Genomic DNA, 17214 nt, shown 5'->3' on the forward strand with positions numbered 1-17214 from the left:
CGCTTACTTCTTCGGATACTTGATCGTCATTTCCTTCAACAGGTTGTCGGCATGGTCGACTTCCTTCATCACCCACAGCATGTAGCGGATGTCGACGTGGATCGCGCGGGTGATCACCGGGTCGAAGTACCAGTCCTTGGTGATCGACTCGTAGGTCGAATCGAAGTTCAGGCCGACCAGTTCGCCGCGCTTGTTCATCACCGCGGAACCCGAGTTGCCGCCGGTGGTGTCGGCGCTCGACAGGAAGTCGACCGGCACGGTGCCCAGCACCGGATCCTTGAACACGCCGTAACGCTTGTCGCGGATCGCCTGCAGCAGATTGTCCGGGGCGTTGAACGGCTCCTTGCCGGTGTTCTTCTCGAGGATGCCCTGCACGGTCGAGAACGGGCCCTTGACGACGCCGTCGCGCGCCTGGTACGAACCCACGGTGCCGTAGGTCACGCGCAGGGTCGAGTTGGCGTCCGGGTAGACCGGTTTGCCCTGCGACTTCTTCCAGGCGATCACGGCTTCCATGTACTGCGGGATCACACGTTCCAGGTTGCCGTCGACTTCCTTGCGGTGGTCTTCCAGCGCCATGCCGGTGTCGTGCAGGCGCACGGCCAGCTGGATGAAGGGATCGTTCGACTTGCGGAAGGCTTCCGGATCCTTGCCGATCCAGGCCAGGCGCTTGGCGGTGTCGGCCAGTTCGGTCGACTTGACCATCGCCGGGACCGCGTCGGCCTTCGGCAGCAGCGCGTCAAGGCCCTGCGGATGGTTTTTGGCGTCGATCCTGGCGTAGCGGTTCAGGGCCGCCTGCCAGCGGGCCTGGTCCACGCTCGGCACGAAGGACTGTTCGAGGCGGGTCAGGCGCGCCTTGATGAAGGACAGGTCACGCTCCTGGTAGCCGGCTTCGCGCTGGGCGTCCGGCTTCTGGCGCTCGAGCGACAGGCGGTACAGGGTGCGCGCGCTCTTCAGCAGGTCGCTGTGGGTGGCCTCAAGCCATGCCGCTTCCTGCTGCGAGCCGGCCATGTCGTTGCCGATCGCGGTGTCGAGGTCGGACAGCAGGCTGCCGCCTTTGCCATGCTGCTTGTACCAGCTGCGGAACTCGGCATCCTGCTTGTCCTTGATGGCGGCGATGTCGGTGCGTGCGAAGCCGTCCATCAGGCCCTGGGTCTTCTTCAGTACGTTGTTCAGGCTCTTCGCCACGCTGGCGTAGCGCACGTCCCAGTTCGGGTTGCCCATGGTGCTTGCTGCGATCACCGACAGATCGGCGGTGATCGATGCGGCCTTGGCCGGGTAGTCGACGTCGCGCGCGAAGCGGACTTCGGACGGCAGCTTGTAGCGGCTGGTGCGACCCGGATAACCGGCCAGCAGGATCGGATCGCCGGCCTTCAGGCCTTCGGCCGACACCACCAGGAAGTCCTTCGATTTGTACGGCACGTTGTCCGGCGAAGGATCGGCCGGGCGGCCATCCTTGCCGACGTAGGCGCGCAGGAAGGAGAAGTCGCCGGCCTGGCGCGGGAACTCGTAGTTGTCGATGTCGCCGCCGAAGTTGCCGACGGAGTCCGCCGGCGCGTACACCAGGCGCACGTCGCGGATCATCAGCTGCTTGATGCGGTAGTACTCGCCGCCGCGGTGGAAGGCCGGCACCGAGCAACGGTAGGCGCCTTTGTCACTGTTTTCGCATTCGGCGATCAGGGCCTTGATGCGGCTTTCGACCTGCTCGTGGCGCTCCTTGCCCGACAGGCTGGGCGACAGGCCCTTGAGGACGCGGTCGGTCACGTTCTCGACCTTCTCGGTCACGTAGACCAGGGTGTTCGGGCCGCCCGGCAGTTCGGCGTCGCGGGTCTTGGCCAGGTAGCCGTTGACGATGTAGTTGTGCTCCGGGGTCGAGTTGCGCTGCACCGCACCGTAGGCGCAGTGGTGGTTGGTCACGACCAGGCCGTCCGGCGAGACGAAGGAGGCCGAGCAGCCGCCGAGCGAGACGATGGCGCTCATCGGGTGCTTGGACAGGTCGGCCAGCTTCTCGGCCGGGATGGTGATGCCGATGCGCTTGAGTTCGGACTTCAGCTGCGGCAGCTGGTGCGGCTGCCATTGGCCCTCGTCGGCGTGAGCGGAGGCGATGACCCCCATGATTGCGACGGCAGGCAGAGCGAAGTTAAGAAGCGTGGATTTGAACACGGTAGACCCCAGGGTGAATAAAAAGCAAGCGCGAGTATATCGTCCTTGGTTATGACTGGAAATAACTTTCTCTCCGACAAACACCTTGTGCTTTCGCGGCGTAGTGACGGCCGTGGCGATCGGCGGCGCCTGGCGGCTGCCAGCGGCGGATGCTGCAACGCGATAGAATAGACGGTTGCTCCGTCGAGTTTGCGAATAGCCCCTCATGTCTGCCCTTGCCCGCCTCACCTCCGCCGTGCGCGGCCTGATTCCCGATTCCTTCACCGTCATGCTGCTCTGCACCGTGGCGCTGGCCAGCGTGCTGCCCTGTCAGGGCGAGACCGCGGTGGTGTACGGCAAGGTCACCACCTTCGCGATCGGCCTGCTGTTCTTCCTGCACGGCGCCAAGCTGTCGCGCGAAGCCATGGTGTCGGGGCTGACCAACTGGCGCCTGCACCTGCTGGTACTGGCCTCGACCTTCGTGATGTTCCCGCTGCTGGGCCTGGCGATGAAGCCGCTGGCGACCAGCGTGCTGCCCCCGGACCTCTACATCGGTCTCCTGTTCCTGTGCACCCTGCCCTCGACCGTGCAGTCGTCGATCGCCTTCACCTCGGTGGCGCGCGGGAATGTGGCCGCCGCCGTGTGCAGCGCCTCGGCCTCGAACTTCGTCGGCATCTTCGTCACGCCGCTGCTGGTGGGTACCCTGATCGTGCAGGGCGCATCGTCGGCGGGCGGATCCTCGCTGGACGCCATCGTCAGCATCGTCGAACAGCTGCTGCTGCCCTTCCTGGCCGGCCAGTTCCTGCGTCCCTGGATCGGCACCTGGGTCGACCGCCACAAGCCGATGCTGAAGGTCGTCGACCAGGGCTCGATCCTGCTGGTGGTCTACACGGCTTTCAGCGAATCCGTCAACGAAGGCCTGTGGCACAAGCTGTCGCTGCCGACCCTGATCGGCCTGGGCGTGCTGTGCTGCGTGCTGCTGGCGCTCGCCCTCGGCCTGGCCACTTTCGCCAGCCGCCGCCTGGGTTTCTCGCGCGAGGACGAGATCACCATCGTCTTCTGCGGCTCGAAGAAGAGCCTGTCGAGCGGCGTGCCGATGGCCAAGGTCCTGTTCGCACCGGGTGCACTTGGCATGGTGATCCTGCCGGTGATGCTCTTCCACCAGATCCAGCTGATGGTCTGCGCCATCCTGGCCGCCCGCTGGGCGCAACGCCAGCAATCGACCTAGATCAAACCGTAATTCGGGGTCAGAGCACTTTTTTGGGCAAGTTCTTCAGGGGAAGCGTGGATGTGAACCAGGGCCGCGCCGCCCCACCACAGCTCGAGCGACGACGGCAACAGCACCGCCGCCGCGCCGACCGCGGCAAAGATCCGGCGCTGGCGCGGCGTCATGCGCGGATGCTGCAGCATGGTGCGGGCGTCATGGGCAACGAAGCCGAGCAGACCCAGCACGCCGAGGAAGAACAGCAGCCGCAGCGGCAGATCGCCTAGGCCGGTGGCAATATCCGCATCCCAATAAGCCAGCGCCGGAATCGACAGGCTCACACTGGCCAGCACATCCAGCACAGCAACACCCGCCGCCCGCCCGCCGCGCCTGAAATCGGCACGCCGCATCCACACCGTCAGCACGATGGTGCCAAGCAAATAAAGAGCCGCCCACGCGGGCGAGCCCGTTCTCAAAAATTCGGGGTCAGAGCGCATTTCTCGCAAAATTCGGGGTCAGAGCACATTTTGGGCAAAAGCTTAACCGCATTTCTTGCGAAGGATAAGGAGGGCCTGAGTAGTGAGGCCCTGCACCCTAGCGCCAGAGTATTTCACCAAAGACCTTTCCAGAAAAAGTGCTCTGACCCCGAATTATCCTGACCCCGAATTATCGGCAAAAAGTGCTCTGACCCCGAATTTTAAGTTGCTGGCTTACTCGGCGTGCCAGCCGCCGCCCAGGGCCTGGATCAGGGCCACGGCCGTGGTCTGGCGGGTGGATTGGGTCGTGACCAGGGAGCGGCGGGCGTTCAGGGCGGTTACCTGGGCCTGCACCACTTCGGAGTAGCTGACCTGGCCGGCCTTGTAGCGGTTCAGCACCTGCTGCTCGACCTTGTCGGCGGCTTCCGAGCCGCGGCGCTGGAGTTCCTGCTGCTGGCTCAGCACGCGGGTGGCGGACAGCTGGTCTTCGACGTCGGCGAAGGCGGTCAGCACGGTCTGGCGGTAGCGCGCCACCGCTTCCTCGTGGGCGGCGCGCGCGCTTTCCACGCGGGCGCGGGTGGCGCCGGCGTCGAACAGGGTCTGGGCGGCCGACAGGCCGAAGGACCAGGCCGCGGCCGATGCGTTGAACAGCTCGCTCACCTTGCTGGCCGAGGTGCCGTAAGAAGCGCTCAAGCCGATGTTCGGGAAGTAGGCCGAGCGCGCGATGCCGATCTGCTCGTTGGCGGCGGCCACGCGGCGTTCGGCGCCGGCGATGTCCGGACGGCGCTGCAGCAGGGTCGAGGGCACGCCGATTGGCACCTCCGGCACGAAGAAGGTGTACTGCGCTGGCCCCTGCGGCCGCGGCGCGATCGACAGGTCGGCCGGGGCCTTGCCGGCCAGGACCGCGATCGCATGCTCGAGCTGGGCGCGCTGGCGGGCCTGGCTCAGGTCGTCGCTCTGGGCGCTGGCGAGCTGGGTCTCGGCCTGGTAGACGTCCGAGTGCGGCGCGATGCCGGCGTCGTAGCGGTTGCGGGTGATCGTCAGCACCCGCTGGTAGCCTTCGATGGTGGTGGCCAGCAGCGCGCGCTGGGCGTCGATCGCGCGCAGCTGCAGGTAGTCGGCCGCCAGCTCGCCCTGGGCCGACAGGCGCGCCGCGGCGAGGTCGGCGGCGCTGGCCTGGGCGCTGGCGCTGGCGGCGGTGACGCCGGCGCGCAGGCGGCCCCACACGTCCGGTTCCCAGCTGGTGCCCAGCGACAGCCGGTAGGCGTTGCGCGCGCTGCCGCCCGCGCTGCCGCCGCCGATGATGTTGCCGTTGGCGTCGACGGTGGCATTGCCGCTGCCGCCGCCGCGCGTGCCCGAGCGCGTGCCCGAGCCGTTCAGGGTCACGCTCGGGAACAGCGAGGCGCGCTGCTCGGACACCAGGGCGCGCGCCTGGGCATAAGCCGCCACCGCCGCCGCCACGTTCTGGTTCGAGACCTCCACGCTGGCCGCCAATTCGTTCAGCTGCGGATCGTCAAACAGCGTCCACCACGGCCCGCGCTCCAGCGCATCGGCAGGCGCCGCCGGCACCCATCCCTGCAGCTCCTTGAAGGCCGCCGGCTCGGGCGCCGTCGGGCGCTGGTAGGCGGGGCCGACGGCGCAGGCGGAGACCAGCGCGGCGGCCAGCATGGCAAGGGTGATCGATCGCAGGGACGGGTTGGTACGCATGGTTCTTTTCATTGAGTGGTAACCGGAGACTCGTGTTCGTGGGGATGGCGCGCCAGCTCGCGCTCGTGCGGGCTGGCGCGGCGCAGCTTGTCGAGGTAGACGTAGACCACGGGCGTGGTCAGCAGCGTGAGCAGCTGGCTGGCGATCAGGCCGCCGATGATGGCGATGCCGAGCGGCTGGCGCAGCTCGGAGCCTTCGCCGAAGCCGATCGCCAGCGGCAGCGCGCCCAGGGCGGCAGCCAGGGTCGTCATCAGGATCGGCCGGAAGCGCAGCAGGCAGGCCTCGCGCACCGCCTCGGTGGCGGACAGGCCGCGCGCGCGCTCCGCCTCGAGCGCGAAGTCGATGATCAGGATCGCGTTCTTCTTGACGATGCCGATCAGTAGGAAGACGCCGATCAGCGCGATGATCGAGAACTCCATCTTGAACATCAGCAGGGCCAGCACCGCGCCCACGCCCGCCGACGGCAGGGTCGACAGCACGGTGATCGGGTGGATCAGGCTCTCGTACAGGATGCCCAGCACGATGTAGATCACGACGATGGCCGCCAGGATCAGCAGCGGCTGCTGCTGGTTCGATTCCTGCGCCTGCTTGGCCTGGCCCTGGAAGCTGCCGCGCACGTTGACCGGCATGCCGATCGCCGCCTCGGCGTCGCGCACCGCGGCCTGGCCGTCGGACAGCGAATAGCCCTGGTTCAGGTTGAAGGAGACGGTGGTGGCCAGCTCGCCGTCCTGGTGGTTCACCGAGCTCGGGGTCGAGCGCTCGGCGAATTTCGCGATCGCCGACAGCGGCACCATGGGGGTCGACCTGGTCGACAGCGCCGAGCCGCTGGACGGGTCGCGCGCCGCCGTCAGGTTGCTGGGCGCGGCCGGGGTGCCGGCGCTGGCGGTCGAGCTGGTGGAGCTGGTGGAGCTGCCGGACGTGGCGCCGACCGTGCCCGTGCCGGTACTGGAAGAAGTGGCCGACGACGCGCCGGCACTCTTCGCCGGCACGTAGACATCGTCCAGCGCCTGCGGCGACTGCGCATACTTCTGCGCCACGCCCATGATCACGTGGTACTGGTTCAGCTCATCGTAGATGTTGGCGACCTGGCGCTGGCCGAAGGCGTTGTACAGCGCATTGTCGACGTCCTTGGCGCTGATGCCCAGGCGCGCCGCGCTTTGCGTGTCGATGTCGACATAGGTCTCGACGCCGTTCTCGGCCTGATCGGTGTCGACGTCGATCAGCGCCTTCTGCTGTTTCATGGCGTCGGCCAGGCGCGTCGCCCACATCTTGAGGTCGGCCCGGTTGTCGCTCTTGAGCGTGTACTGGTAAGTCGAGTTGCTCTGGCGTCCGCCCATGCGCAGGTCCTGCACCGGGTTCAGGAACAGCTGCACGCCGGTGACCCGCGCCAGCTTGGGCCGCAGGCGGGCGATCACGGCCTGGCCGCTCTCCCCTTTCGCGCGCTCGCCCACCGGCTTCAGGTTCAGGAACATGAAGCCGCCGCCGGCGCGCGAACCGCCGGTGAAGCCGACCACGGTATCGACCGCCGGATCGCTCTTGATGATGTTGACCAGCTGGCGCAGCTTTTCCTGCATGGCCTGGAAGGAGATGCTCTGGTCGGCGCGGATGCCGCCGTTGATCTGGCCGGTGTCCTGCTGCGGGAAGAAGCCCTTCGGCGCGGCCGAGAACAAAAACACGTTCAGGCCCACCACGAAGGCCAGGATCAGCATCACCAGCAGCTTCATGTCCAGCGCCCAGTCGAGCGCGTGCTCGTAGCTCTTCAGGATGCGGTTGAAGCCGCGCTCCGCCCATTGCGCCAGCCTGCCCGGCTTGCGTTCCACGTGGCCGCCCTTGAGCAGTACCGCGCACAGCATCGGCGTGGTGGTCAGCGAGATCACCAGCGAGATCATCACCGCCGCCGACAGGGTCACCGCGAACTCGCGGAACAGCCGGCCCACCTGGCCGCCCATGAACAGCAGCGGGATGAACACCGCGACCAGCGAGAGGCTGATCGACAGCACCGTGAAGCCCACTTCCTGCGCGCCCAGCAGGGCCGCCTTCATGCGGTCCATGCCCTGCTCGACGTGGCGGCTGGTGTTCTCCAGCACCACGATGGCGTCGTCGACCACGAAGCCGGTAGCGACGGTGAGCGCCATCAGCGACAGGTTGTTCATCGAGAAGCCGAGCAGGTACATGACGCCGAAGGTGCCGAGCAGCGAGACCACGGTCGCCACCGCCGGCACGATGGTGGCGCGCGCGCTTCTCAAGAATACGCTGACCACGGCGACCACCAGCAGGATCGAGATCATCAGGGTCAGTTCGATCTCGTGCAGCGAGGCGCGGATCGAGTTGGTGCGGTCCGAGGCCACCTGCATGCTGACGTCGGCCGGCAGCTGGGCCTGCAGGGTCGGCAGCAATGCGCGCACGCCATCGACGGTCTCGATGACGTTGGCGCCCGGCTGGCTGGTCACCAGCACGATCACCGCCGGCTGGCCGTTGAACAGGCCGAGGGTGTTGATGTTCTCGACGCCGTCGGTGACGTCGGCGATGTCCTGCAGGCGGATCGCGGCGCCGTCGCGCCAGGCCACCACCAGGCCGCGGTAGTCGGCAGCGGTGCGTCCGTTGGTCGGGGTATTCGCCTGCGAATAGATCTGCAGGCGCATGCCGTTGCCTTCCAGCGCGCCTTTCGGGCGGTTCGGATTGCTGGCCTGGATGGCCGCGCGCACGTCCTCGCTGGACAGGCCGTAGCGGTTCATCTGGAAGGGATTCAGGTCGACCCGCACGGCGGGCAGCGAGCCGCCGCCGATCTCGACGTCGCCGACGCCGCGCACCTGGGCCAGCTTCTGCTGGACGGTGTTCGAGACCTCGTCGTAGATCTGGCCGGGGCTGCGCGTCTTCGAGGTGAGCGCCAGGATGATCACCGGCGCGTCGGAGGGATTGGCCTTGCGGTAGGTCGGGTTGCTGCGCAGGGTCGCCGGCAGGTCGGCGCGCGAGGCGTTGATCGCCGCCTGCACTTCGCGCGCGGCGGAATCGATCTGGCGGTTCAAGTCGAACTGCAGGTTGATGCGGGTCGAGCCGTTGCCGCTGCTGGAGGTGATCTCGTTGACGCCGGCGATGACGGCCAGCCTGCGTTCGAGCGGCGTGGCGACCGAGGACGCCATCGTGTCCGGGCTCGCGCCCGGCAGGTTGGCCGACACCGAGATCGCCGGGAAGTCCACCTGGGGCAGCGGCGAGACGGGCAGCACGAAGAAGGCGGCGATGCCAGCCAGGGCCAGGCCCAGGGTCAGGAGCACGGTCGCGATCGGGCGCCGCACGAACGGCTGCGACAGGTTCATGCGCCCGCTCCGTGCGGATCGTCGATCCGCTTCTGGCTTGCCGGCTGCGGCGTCAGCAGGGCCGGCTGCTGCGGTGCCGGCCAGGCTTGCGGATGCCCGCCGCCCGGACCGTCATCGGAACCCGGCCCGTGCGGCTTGGCCGGCGCTTCGCCGCCCCAGCGCCGCGCCAGGCGGTCGAAGGCCAGGTAGATCACCGGGGTGGTGAACAGGGTCAGCATCTGGCTGACGATCAGGCCGCCGAAGATGGCCAGGCCCAGCGGACGGCGCAGCTCGGCGCCCTCGCCCCAGCCGAACATCAGCGGGACCGCCGCGAACAGCGCCGCCAGGGTCGTCATGATGATGGGGCGGAAGCGCAGCATCGCGGCCTGGTGGATCGACGTGCGCGGGTCCTTGCCCTCGTCCCGTTCCGCCTCGATGGCGAAGTCGATCATCATGATCGCGTTCTTTTTCACGATGCCGATCAGCAGGATGATGCCGATGATGCCGATCACGCCCAGGCCCTGGCCGGTCACCATCAGCGCCAGCAGCGCGCCGACGCCGGCCGACGGCAGGGTCGACAGGATGGTCAGCGGGTGGATGTAGCTCTCGTACAGCACGCCCAGCACAATGTAGACGCAGACCACCGCCGCCAGGATCAGCCACAGCTGGTTCGACAGCGAGTTCTGGTAGGCCCCGGACGCGCCCAGGAAGGTCATGGTGACGGAAGCCGGCAGCTTGATCTCCTGCGCCGCTTCCTTGATCGCGCTGACCGCCGTGCCCAGCTTCACGCCGGACGCGGTGTCGAAGCCGATCGTGGTGGCCGGGTACTGGGCGACGTGGGTGATCTGCAGCGGCGCGGCCTGCTCGGTGATCGAGGCGATCGCGGACAGCGGCGTCGGCTGGCCGGAACCGGTGCGCAGCTGCAGGTTGGACAGGGCGTCGAGCGACATGTCCTGCGGCTGCTGGGCTTCCAGGATCACACGGTACTGATTCGTCTCGGTGAAGATGGTCGAGACGATGCGCTGGCCGAAGGCGCTGTACAGGGCGTCGTCGATGTTCGAGGCCGTCACCGACAGGCGCGAGGCGCTGTCGCGGTCGATGTTGACGTAGGCGGCCGCGCCGGTCGCGCCGGCATCGGTGACGACGTTGCGCACTTCCTTGCGGCGGGCCATCGCGTCGGCCAGCTTGTTGGCCCACTCGGTCACGGTTTTGGTGTCCGCGCCCTCGATCGACAGCCGGTACTGGGTCGGGCCGTTCTCGGCATCGATGGTGAGGTCCTGGGCCGGCTGCAGGTAGAGCGTGACGCCGGCGACGTTATGGCTCACGCGGTCGCGCAGGCGGTTCATCAGCTCTTCCTGGTCGCCGTGTCCCTTCTTCAGGTTGATCAGCATGGTGCCGGTGTGGAGCATGGTGTTGTTGGCGGCGTCCACGCCGACGGTCGAGCTGAGCGAGGCAACGTCCGGGTCGGCCAGGATCTCGCGGGCGGCGGCCTGCTGGATCTCGCTCATGGCCTGGTAGGAGATCGCCTGGCGCGCCTCCACGCGCGCCTGCAGCTGGCCGGTGTCCTGGGTCGGGAACAGGCTCTTCGGAATGAAGATCCACAGCAGCGCCGTCAGCACCAGGGTCCCCAGCGCCACCAGCAGGGTCAGGCCCTGGCGCTCCAGCACCCAGTTCAGCGCGCGGTCGTAGTAGGCGATGGTGTCGTCGAAGGTCGCCTGGAAGCGGCGTGCGAAGCGGGAGTTGTGCGCCTCGTCGTTCTGGCGCAGCCAGCGCGCCGACATCATCGGCACCAGGGTCAGCGAGACCACCGCCGAGATCAGGATCGTGATCGCCAGCGACACCGCGAACTCGCGGAACAGGCGGCCGACCACGTCGCCCATGAACAGCAGCGGAATCAGGACCGYGATCAGCGAGACCGTCAGCGAGATGATGGTGAAGCCGATCTGGGTCGCGCCCTTGAGCGCGGCGGCCATCGGCTGCTCGCCTTCCTCGATGTAGCGCGAGATGTTCTCGATCATGACGATGGCGTCGTCGACCACGAAGCCGGTGGCGATCGTCAGCGCCATCAGCGACAGGTTGTTCAGGCTGTAGCCCAGCAGGTACATGACGCCGAAGGTGCCGACCAGCGAAATGGGAACTGCGAGACTGGCGATCACGGTGGCGCGGACGCTGTGCAGGAAGGCGAAGATCACCAGCACCACCAGCAGCACGGCCAGCACCAGCTCGATCTGCACGTGCTCGACCGAGGCACGGATGCCGGTGGTGCGGTCGGACAGCACGTCCACGCGCAGCGACTGCGGCAGGCTGGCCTGCAGCTCGGGCAGGCGCTCCTTGATGGCGTCGACGGTGGCGATCACGTTGGCGCCCGGCTGGCGCTGCACGTTCAGGATGATGGCCGGCTTCATGTTGGCCCAGGCGCCCAGCTTGACGTTCTCGGCGCTGTCGACCACGCGGGCGACGTCGCCCAGGCGCACCGGCGCGCCGTTGCGGTAGGCGACGATCAGGTTCGTGTAGTCCGGCACCGTGACCAGCTGGTCGTTGGCGTTGATGGTGTAGGCGCGCGCTGGGCCGTCGAAGCTGCCCTTGGCGCTGTTGGCGTTGGCCGCGGTGATGGCGGAGCGCAGCGTGTCCAGGCCCAGGCCGTTGGCGGCCAGGGCCTCGGTATTCGCCTGGATCCGCACCGCCGGACGCTGGCCGCCCTGCAGGGTCACCAGGCCGACGCCGGTGACCTGGCTGATCTTCAGCGCGAGCCGGGTGTTGACCAGGTTCTGCACCTCGGTCAGCGGCACCGTGTCCGAGGTGATCGCCAGGGTCAACACCGGCGCATCGGCCGGATTCACCTTGGCGTAGACCGGCGGCGCCGGCAGGTCGGTCGGCAGCAGCGAGCCGCCGGCATTGATCGCGGCCTGCACTTCCTGCTCGGCCACGTCCAGGGTCTGGCCCAGGCTGAACTGCAGGGTGATGACGGACACGCCGGCGGCGCTGGTGGAGCTCATGCGCGACAGCCCGGCCATCTGGCCGAACTGGCGCTCCAGCGGCGCCGTCACGGTGCGCGCCATCACTTCCGGACTCGCGCCCGGGTACAGGGTCTGCACCTGGATGGTCGGGAAGTCGACCTGGGGCAGCGCCGACAGCGGCAGGAATTTATAGCCGACCAGGCCGGCCAGCACGATCGCCAGCATCAGCAGCGAGGTGGCGACCGGACGGCGGATGAAGGGGGCGGATGGGCTCATGCTGCCCCCTCGCTACGCCATGCACGCTGATCACCACGTCGCCCCCGCGAAGGCGGGGGTCCAAGTTCTGCCTGAGCCGTCGAAACGCAGGCAAACTTGGGTTCCCGCCTGCGCGGGAACGACGAGTATTCCATGCTCATCATTGCGCCGCCCCTCCCTGCTGCTGGCGGCGCTGACGGTGTTCGCCCGGCTGGCCCTGAGCGCCCTGCGCCCCGCCCTGTCCACCGCGGCCGCCCGCGCCCGCACCGGCACCGGCCGGACGATCCCCAGGCAAGGTCACCTTGGCCCCGTCCTTCAGACGGTCCGCGCCTTCGGTGATGACGGTCTCGCCGCCTTCCAGGCCGCTGACGATCTCGACGCGCTCGGCATTCGCCTGGCCGCGCTTGACGGTGCGCAGCGCGACGGTCTTGTCCTGCGGGTTCAGCACGTAGACGTAGTCGCCGCTGGCGCCGTGGCGCAGGGCCGTCACCGGCACCGTGACCGCGTTCTTGATGGTGTTGATCTGCAGGCGCACGTTCACGAACTGGCTGGGAAAGAGCTTGCCGCTGTCATTGGTGAAGCGGGCCTTGGCGCGCACCGTGCCGGTCTGGGTGTCGACCTGGTTGTCCATCGCCATGAAGCGGCCCTCGGCCAGGCTCTGGGTGCGGGTGCGGTCCAGTGCGATGGCCGGCAGGACCGCGTTCTGGTTAATGCGCTGCTGCAGTTCCGGCAGGTGGTCCTGGGGCACCGCGAATTCGACGTCGATCGGCGACTGCTGGGTGATCACGGCGATGCCGTTGGCGTCGTTTGCGCTCACCAGGTTGCCGATGTCGACGTTGCGCAGGCCGACCCGGCCCGCGATCGGCGCGCGCACCTGGGTGTAGCCGAGGTTGATGCGGGCGATGCCTTCGGCCGCCTTGTCGGTGGTAACGGCACCTTCGAGCTGCTTGACCAGGGCCGCCTGGGTGTCGACGTCCTGGCGCGCGATCGAATCCTGTTCCAGCAGGGTGCGGTAGCGCTGCAGCAGCACGCGCGCGCTTTCCAGCTGGGCTTGGTCGCGCTGGCGCTGGCCGGTCGCCTGCAGCAGGCTCATTTGCGCGGGGCGGGCGTCGATGGTGGCCAGCACCTGGCCTTCCTTGACCAGCTGGCCTTCGGTGAAGGTGATCTTCTGCAGCACGCCGCCGACCTGGGGCCGCACGGTCGCCACCGCCGCCGGGGTCACGGTGCCCAGCGCTTCGAGGGTGATCGGGATATCGCTGCGCTCGGCCTTGCCGACGCCGACCGTGGTGGCCGCCATGCCGCCGCCGCGGCCTCCACGGCCGCCGCCGCCCGGACCGCCGGCGCCCGCGCCGCCCTGCCCCCTCGCGCCGGCGCCCGCACCCGGACCGGCGCCGGCGCCTGCGCCTGATGGCTGGTGGGTCAGGTGCCAGGCCAGCCAGCCCAGGCCGGCCATCACGAGGATGGCGACGATGGCGCCGATCACGCGCGAACGGCGTGTGCGCTGGGGGCGGATGGCTGGCTTTTCCTTATCTGGGGTAACGGTCGGGTTCATGCGAGTCCTTGGCGGCCGAGTGTTCAAATGCACAATAAAAATGACGCCCCGAATGTAGCATGGAGCGCCTTGCCTTTATGTTTCAGAACGTACAGAAGCAAAAACGAAAACGGGCGCGGATCGGCTCCGCGCCCGTAGTCACTGGCTTGCTCAGGCCTACAACTTGTTACAAAGGCTTAACGCTCGTTAAGAGCGTTAAGGAACTTCGCACAGGCAGTGCGTGACCGCCGCGAAAGGCTGGCGGCGCGAGGCCACCTGCGACAGCCAGCCGAGGTCCCTGGCCACCCCGGCGGCGGCGCCGGCCGGCAGCGCGTCCAGGGCCAGGTCGGCCGGCAGCAGGCCCAGCTTGACCTGGACGGTCAGGGTCTGGGCTTCGGACAGGCCCATGCGCTCCAGCAGGCGCGCGAACACGCTTTCCTCGCGCTCGGTGTAGGCGACGCGGAAGTTGCCCTCCAGGTGGGCGCGCTTGGCCGCCGACTGCAGGGCGTCGCCGTAGCTGCCGAGACGGTCGACCAGGCCGCGTTCCTTGGCCTGGCCGCCGGTCCACACGCGGCCCTGGCCGACGGCGTCGATCTTCTCGGGCGTGGTGCGGCGCGCGATCGCGGCCTTGGTGGTGAACTCGTCGTAGATGTGGTTGATGCTGGCCTGGACCACCTGGCCGAAGCGCGGGTCGAGCGGGCGCAGCGGATTGTAGGCGTCGGCCAGCCAGGTGGTGGTCACGCCGGCCGTGTGGATGCCCAGCTTGTCGACCACTTTATCGGCGGTCGGCAGGATCGCGAACACGCCGATCGAGCCGGTCACGGTGTTCGGGTCGGCGATGACTTCGTCGGCCGCCATCGAGATCCAGTAGCCGCCGGACGCCGCCACGTCGCCCATCGACACCACCACCGGCTTGCCGGCGTTGCGGGTCAGTTCCAGCTCGCGGCGGATCAGCTCCGAACCGTAGGCGCTGCCGCCCGGCGAATTGATGCGCAGGACCAGGGCCTTGACCTGCTTGTCTTCGCGCGCGGCGCGGATCATGTTGGCGGTCGTGATGCYGCCCACCATGCCGGGGCCGCCCGTGCCCTCGGTGATGTCGCCGGCGGCGACCACCACGGCCACCGCATCGCCCAGCAGCTTGGGCGGATTGCGCGACAGGTAGTCGTGGAAGGACACCTGGCGGAAGGTCTTGTTGGCCTCGTCCCAGGCGCCGCGCTTGACCATCAGGGCACGCACTTCATCGCGGGTCTTGAGGCCGTCGATCAGCTTGGCGTCCAGCGCCACCTTGCCGGCGTTGCCGTTGGCGGCCGTCATGCGCTGCGGCAGTTCTTCGATGCCCTTCGCGATGCTGCCGGCCGGCAGCCTGCGCGCCTTCTCGACTTCGTTCGTGTAGTTGGTCCACAAGGCGTTGTAGAGGAAGCTGTCGGCCTCCTGCGCCGCCGGCGACGGACCGTTGCCGATGAACGGCTCGGCAAAGCTCTTATAGGTGCCGACCTTCATCAGGTTGACCGTCACGCCGATCTTGTCGAGGGCGTCGCGGTAGTAGTTGCGGTGGCGCCCGAAGCCTTCGATCATCACCATGCCCATCGGGTGCAGGTAGACCTCGTTGGCATGCGAGGCGACCAGGTAGCGCTTCTGGTCGTAGGCCCCGCCCCAGGCAACTACCGTCTTACCGGCCGCCTTCACGCGCTCGACGGCGGCGCCGATCTCGCGCAGCGAAGCCAGGCCGCCGCCATTCATCTCGTCGAGCAGCAGCACCACGCTGTCGATATTGCCGTCCTTGGCGGCGGCGTCGAGCACGGTGAGGACGTCGCGCAGTTGAATCAGGCGGCGCGCATTGCCGGACAGGCCGGCCACCAGCGAGTCGCGCACGCTGCCGGCCTTTTCTTCGACCAGCTCGCCCTTCAGGTCCAGCACCAGGGCGGTCTTCGGCGCCAGCGGCTTGATGCCGCCGCCGAAGATCCCCCACAGCAGGAAGATCAGGATCAGCAGGAAGATCAGGTTCAGCACGAAGCGGCGGGTGGCATCGAGGCCGCGCCAGAGCGACCCGAGGCCGCGGCGCAGGGAGGTCATGGGCTTGAATGGCATCGGGAACTCCTTTGAAAGAGGTTAGGCAGCGACGGCAGCGGGCTTGATGGTCGCCCGGCGCGAGATCGCCAGCAAGCCTAGGAACACGAGTGCGCCGTTGACAATAAGCAACTCCAGGCCCAATCGGTAATGGCCCAGCAGGTAGTGCTGGTTGTATTCGAGCAGGGCGCACAGGATCGGCGCGCCGATCGTCACCACCGGCACCAGGCGGTCGTTCAGCGTGCGCCTGGTCATCATGCCGAAGGCGAACAGGCCCAGCAGCGGTCCGTAGGTATAGCCGGCCAGCTTCAGGATCACGCCGATCATGCTGGGATTGTCGACCCATTTGAAGAACAGCACCATCAGCAGGAACAGCAGGGCGAAACCGAGGTGGACGTGGCGGCGCAGGCGCTGCTTGCCTTCTTCCGACAGGTCGTCGCGGCGCTTGATGCCGAGGATGTCGATGCAGAAGGTGGAGGTGAGCGCGGTGATGGCGCCGTCGGCGCTGGGGAACAGGGCCGAGATCAGGGCGACCAGGAAGATGATCTGCACCGCGGCCGGCAGGTGGCCCATGACCACGGCGGCGAAGATCTTGTCGCCGGTGGCGGTGACGCCGGCGATCGGCGCGTACAGGTAGAGCAGGCCGCCCAGGAACAGGAAGGCGGACAGCACCACCACCAGCACCGCGGTCAGGCTCAGCAGGTTCTTCTGGGAGTCGCCCAGGGTCTTCACGGAGATCGTCTTCTGCATCATCTCCTGGTCCATGCCGGTCATGGTCACGACGATGAAGGCGCCGGCCACGATCTGCTTCAGCCAGAAATTCGGGCTGTCGGCGTCGAAGGTGAACACGCGCGACAGGCCGCGCTCGTGCATCTGCTGCAGGGCCTGCGGGACGGTGAGGTCGAGGTGGCCCAGCATGAACCAGACGCAGGCGAACAGGCCGCCCAGCATGCAGGTGGTCTGCAGGGTGTCGGTCCAGACGATGGTCTTGACGCCGCCCTGGTAGGTGTAGAGCAGGATCATGCCGAGGATGACGAAGGTGGTCAGCCAGAACGGCACGCCCAGGCTGTCGAGGATGATGCTCTGCAGGACCGCCACCACCAGGTACAGGCGCGCGGTGGCGCCGAACAGGCGCGACAGGATGAAGAAGCCGGCCCCGCTCTGGTAGGCGCGGCGTCCGAGACGGCCGTCGAGATAGGTGTAGATCGAGGTCAGCTTGAGCCGGTAGTACAGCGGCAGCAGCAGGTAGACCACGGCGATGTAGCCGAACACATAGCCGATCAGCACCTGGCCATATCCGAAGGCGTCGATGCCGACCGCGCCCGGCACGCTGATGAAGGTGGCGCCGGACAGCGTGGTGCCGACCATGCCGAAGGCGACCAGCATCCAGTTGCTGCTCTTGTTACCGATGAAGAAGCTGTCGTTGTTGGCGTTGCGCGAAGTCGCCCAGGCGACGCCGAGCAGCAGTGCGAAATAAGCGATGAGGATGCAGAAGAGGAGTGCCGGGGACATCAGGGTTCCGATAATGACGATTGACTAATCGCCGAGCAATATACACCGAAGCTGGGCAATGGACTACCGTCAG

At 67.5% G+C, this 17214-nt stretch carries 9 protein-coding genes; 1 reads left to right on the forward strand and 8 read right to left on the reverse strand.

Annotation, left to right across the window (positions count from 1 at the left end; genetic code table 11):
• Window positions 1-3: 3 nt before the first annotated feature.
• Entirely contained in the window at window positions 4-2160 is a 2157-nt protein-coding gene (locus AC1DIX_RS04965; RefSeq protein ID WP_477322461.1) for a S46 family peptidase, read from the reverse strand.
• 205 nt (window positions 2161-2365) lie between these two features.
• Here AC1DIX_RS04965 and AC1DIX_RS04970 point away from each other — a divergent pair, with 205 nt between their 5' ends.
• Window positions 2366-3367, forward strand: coding sequence for a bile acid:sodium symporter family protein (locus tag AC1DIX_RS04970; RefSeq protein WP_477322463.1), 1002 nt, complete (start codon window positions 2366-2368; stop codon window positions 3365-3367).
• Here AC1DIX_RS04970 and AC1DIX_RS04975 read toward each other — a convergent pair.
• From AC1DIX_RS04975 to AC1DIX_RS05005, 7 genes are all read right to left on the reverse strand, one after another.
• On the reverse strand, window positions 3364-3840 hold the full coding sequence (locus AC1DIX_RS04975; protein ID WP_477322465.1) for a hypothetical protein: 477 nt from the start codon (window positions 3838-3840) through the stop codon (window positions 3364-3366). The two genes, AC1DIX_RS04970 and AC1DIX_RS04975, sit on opposite strands and share 4 nt — an antisense overlap.
• A 213-nt stretch (window positions 3841-4053) precedes the next feature.
• Complete coding sequence (locus AC1DIX_RS04980; protein ID WP_477322467.1) at window positions 4054-5526, reverse strand: efflux transporter outer membrane subunit; 1473 nt, start codon at window positions 5524-5526, stop codon at window positions 4054-4056.
• Between the two features lie 8 nt (window positions 5527-5534).
• Window positions 5535-8840, reverse strand: coding sequence for an efflux RND transporter permease subunit (locus AC1DIX_RS04985; RefSeq protein ID WP_477322469.1), 3306 nt, complete (start codon window positions 8838-8840; stop codon window positions 5535-5537).
• Window positions 8837-12052, reverse strand: coding sequence for an efflux RND transporter permease subunit (locus AC1DIX_RS04990; protein ID WP_477322471.1), 3216 nt, complete (start codon window positions 12050-12052; stop codon window positions 8837-8839). Before AC1DIX_RS04990 ends, AC1DIX_RS04985 begins: the two co-directional genes overlap by 4 nt.
• Window positions 12053-12191: 139 nt before the next feature.
• Entirely contained in the window at window positions 12192-13583 is a 1392-nt protein-coding gene (locus tag AC1DIX_RS04995; RefSeq protein WP_477322473.1) for an efflux RND transporter periplasmic adaptor subunit, read from the reverse strand.
• Window positions 13584-13778: 195 nt separating this feature from the next.
• Window positions 13779-15650, reverse strand: a complete 1872-nt coding sequence (gene sppA, locus AC1DIX_RS05000) for a signal peptide peptidase SppA (RefSeq protein WP_477322475.1) — start codon at window positions 15648-15650, stop codon at window positions 13779-13781.
• A 21-nt stretch (window positions 15651-15671) separates the two neighbouring features.
• Window positions 15672-17141, reverse strand: coding sequence for a sodium:solute symporter (locus AC1DIX_RS05005; protein ID WP_477250896.1), 1470 nt, complete (start codon window positions 17139-17141; stop codon window positions 15672-15674).
• Between the last annotated feature and the right edge of the window lie 73 nt (window positions 17142-17214).

The organism is Massilia sp. 05N420, assembly GCF_056397205.1.

Excerpts from the sequence above, each read along its gene's own strand:
- AC1DIX_RS04970 (WP_477322463.1), top strand. The coding sequence starts at position 2,366 with ATGTCTGCCCTTGCCCGCCTCACCTCCGCCGTGCGCGGCCTGATTCCC.
- AC1DIX_RS04975 (WP_477322465.1), bottom strand. The coding sequence starts at position 3,840 with ATGCGCTCTGACCCCGAATTTTTGAGAACGGGCTCGCCCGCGTGGGCG.
- AC1DIX_RS04980 (WP_477322467.1), bottom strand. The coding sequence starts at position 5,526 with ATGCGTACCAACCCGTCCCTGCGATCGATCACCCTTGCCATGCTGGCC.
- AC1DIX_RS04985 (WP_477322469.1), bottom strand. The coding sequence starts at position 8,840 with ATGAACCTGTCGCAGCCGTTCGTGCGGCGCCCGATCGCGACCGTGCTC.
- AC1DIX_RS04995 (WP_477322473.1), bottom strand. The coding sequence starts at position 13,583 with ATGAACCCGACCGTTACCCCAGATAAGGAAAAGCCAGCCATCCGCCCC.
- AC1DIX_RS05005 (WP_477250896.1), bottom strand. The coding sequence starts at position 17,141 with ATGTCCCCGGCACTCCTCTTCTGCATCCTCATCGCTTATTTCGCACTG.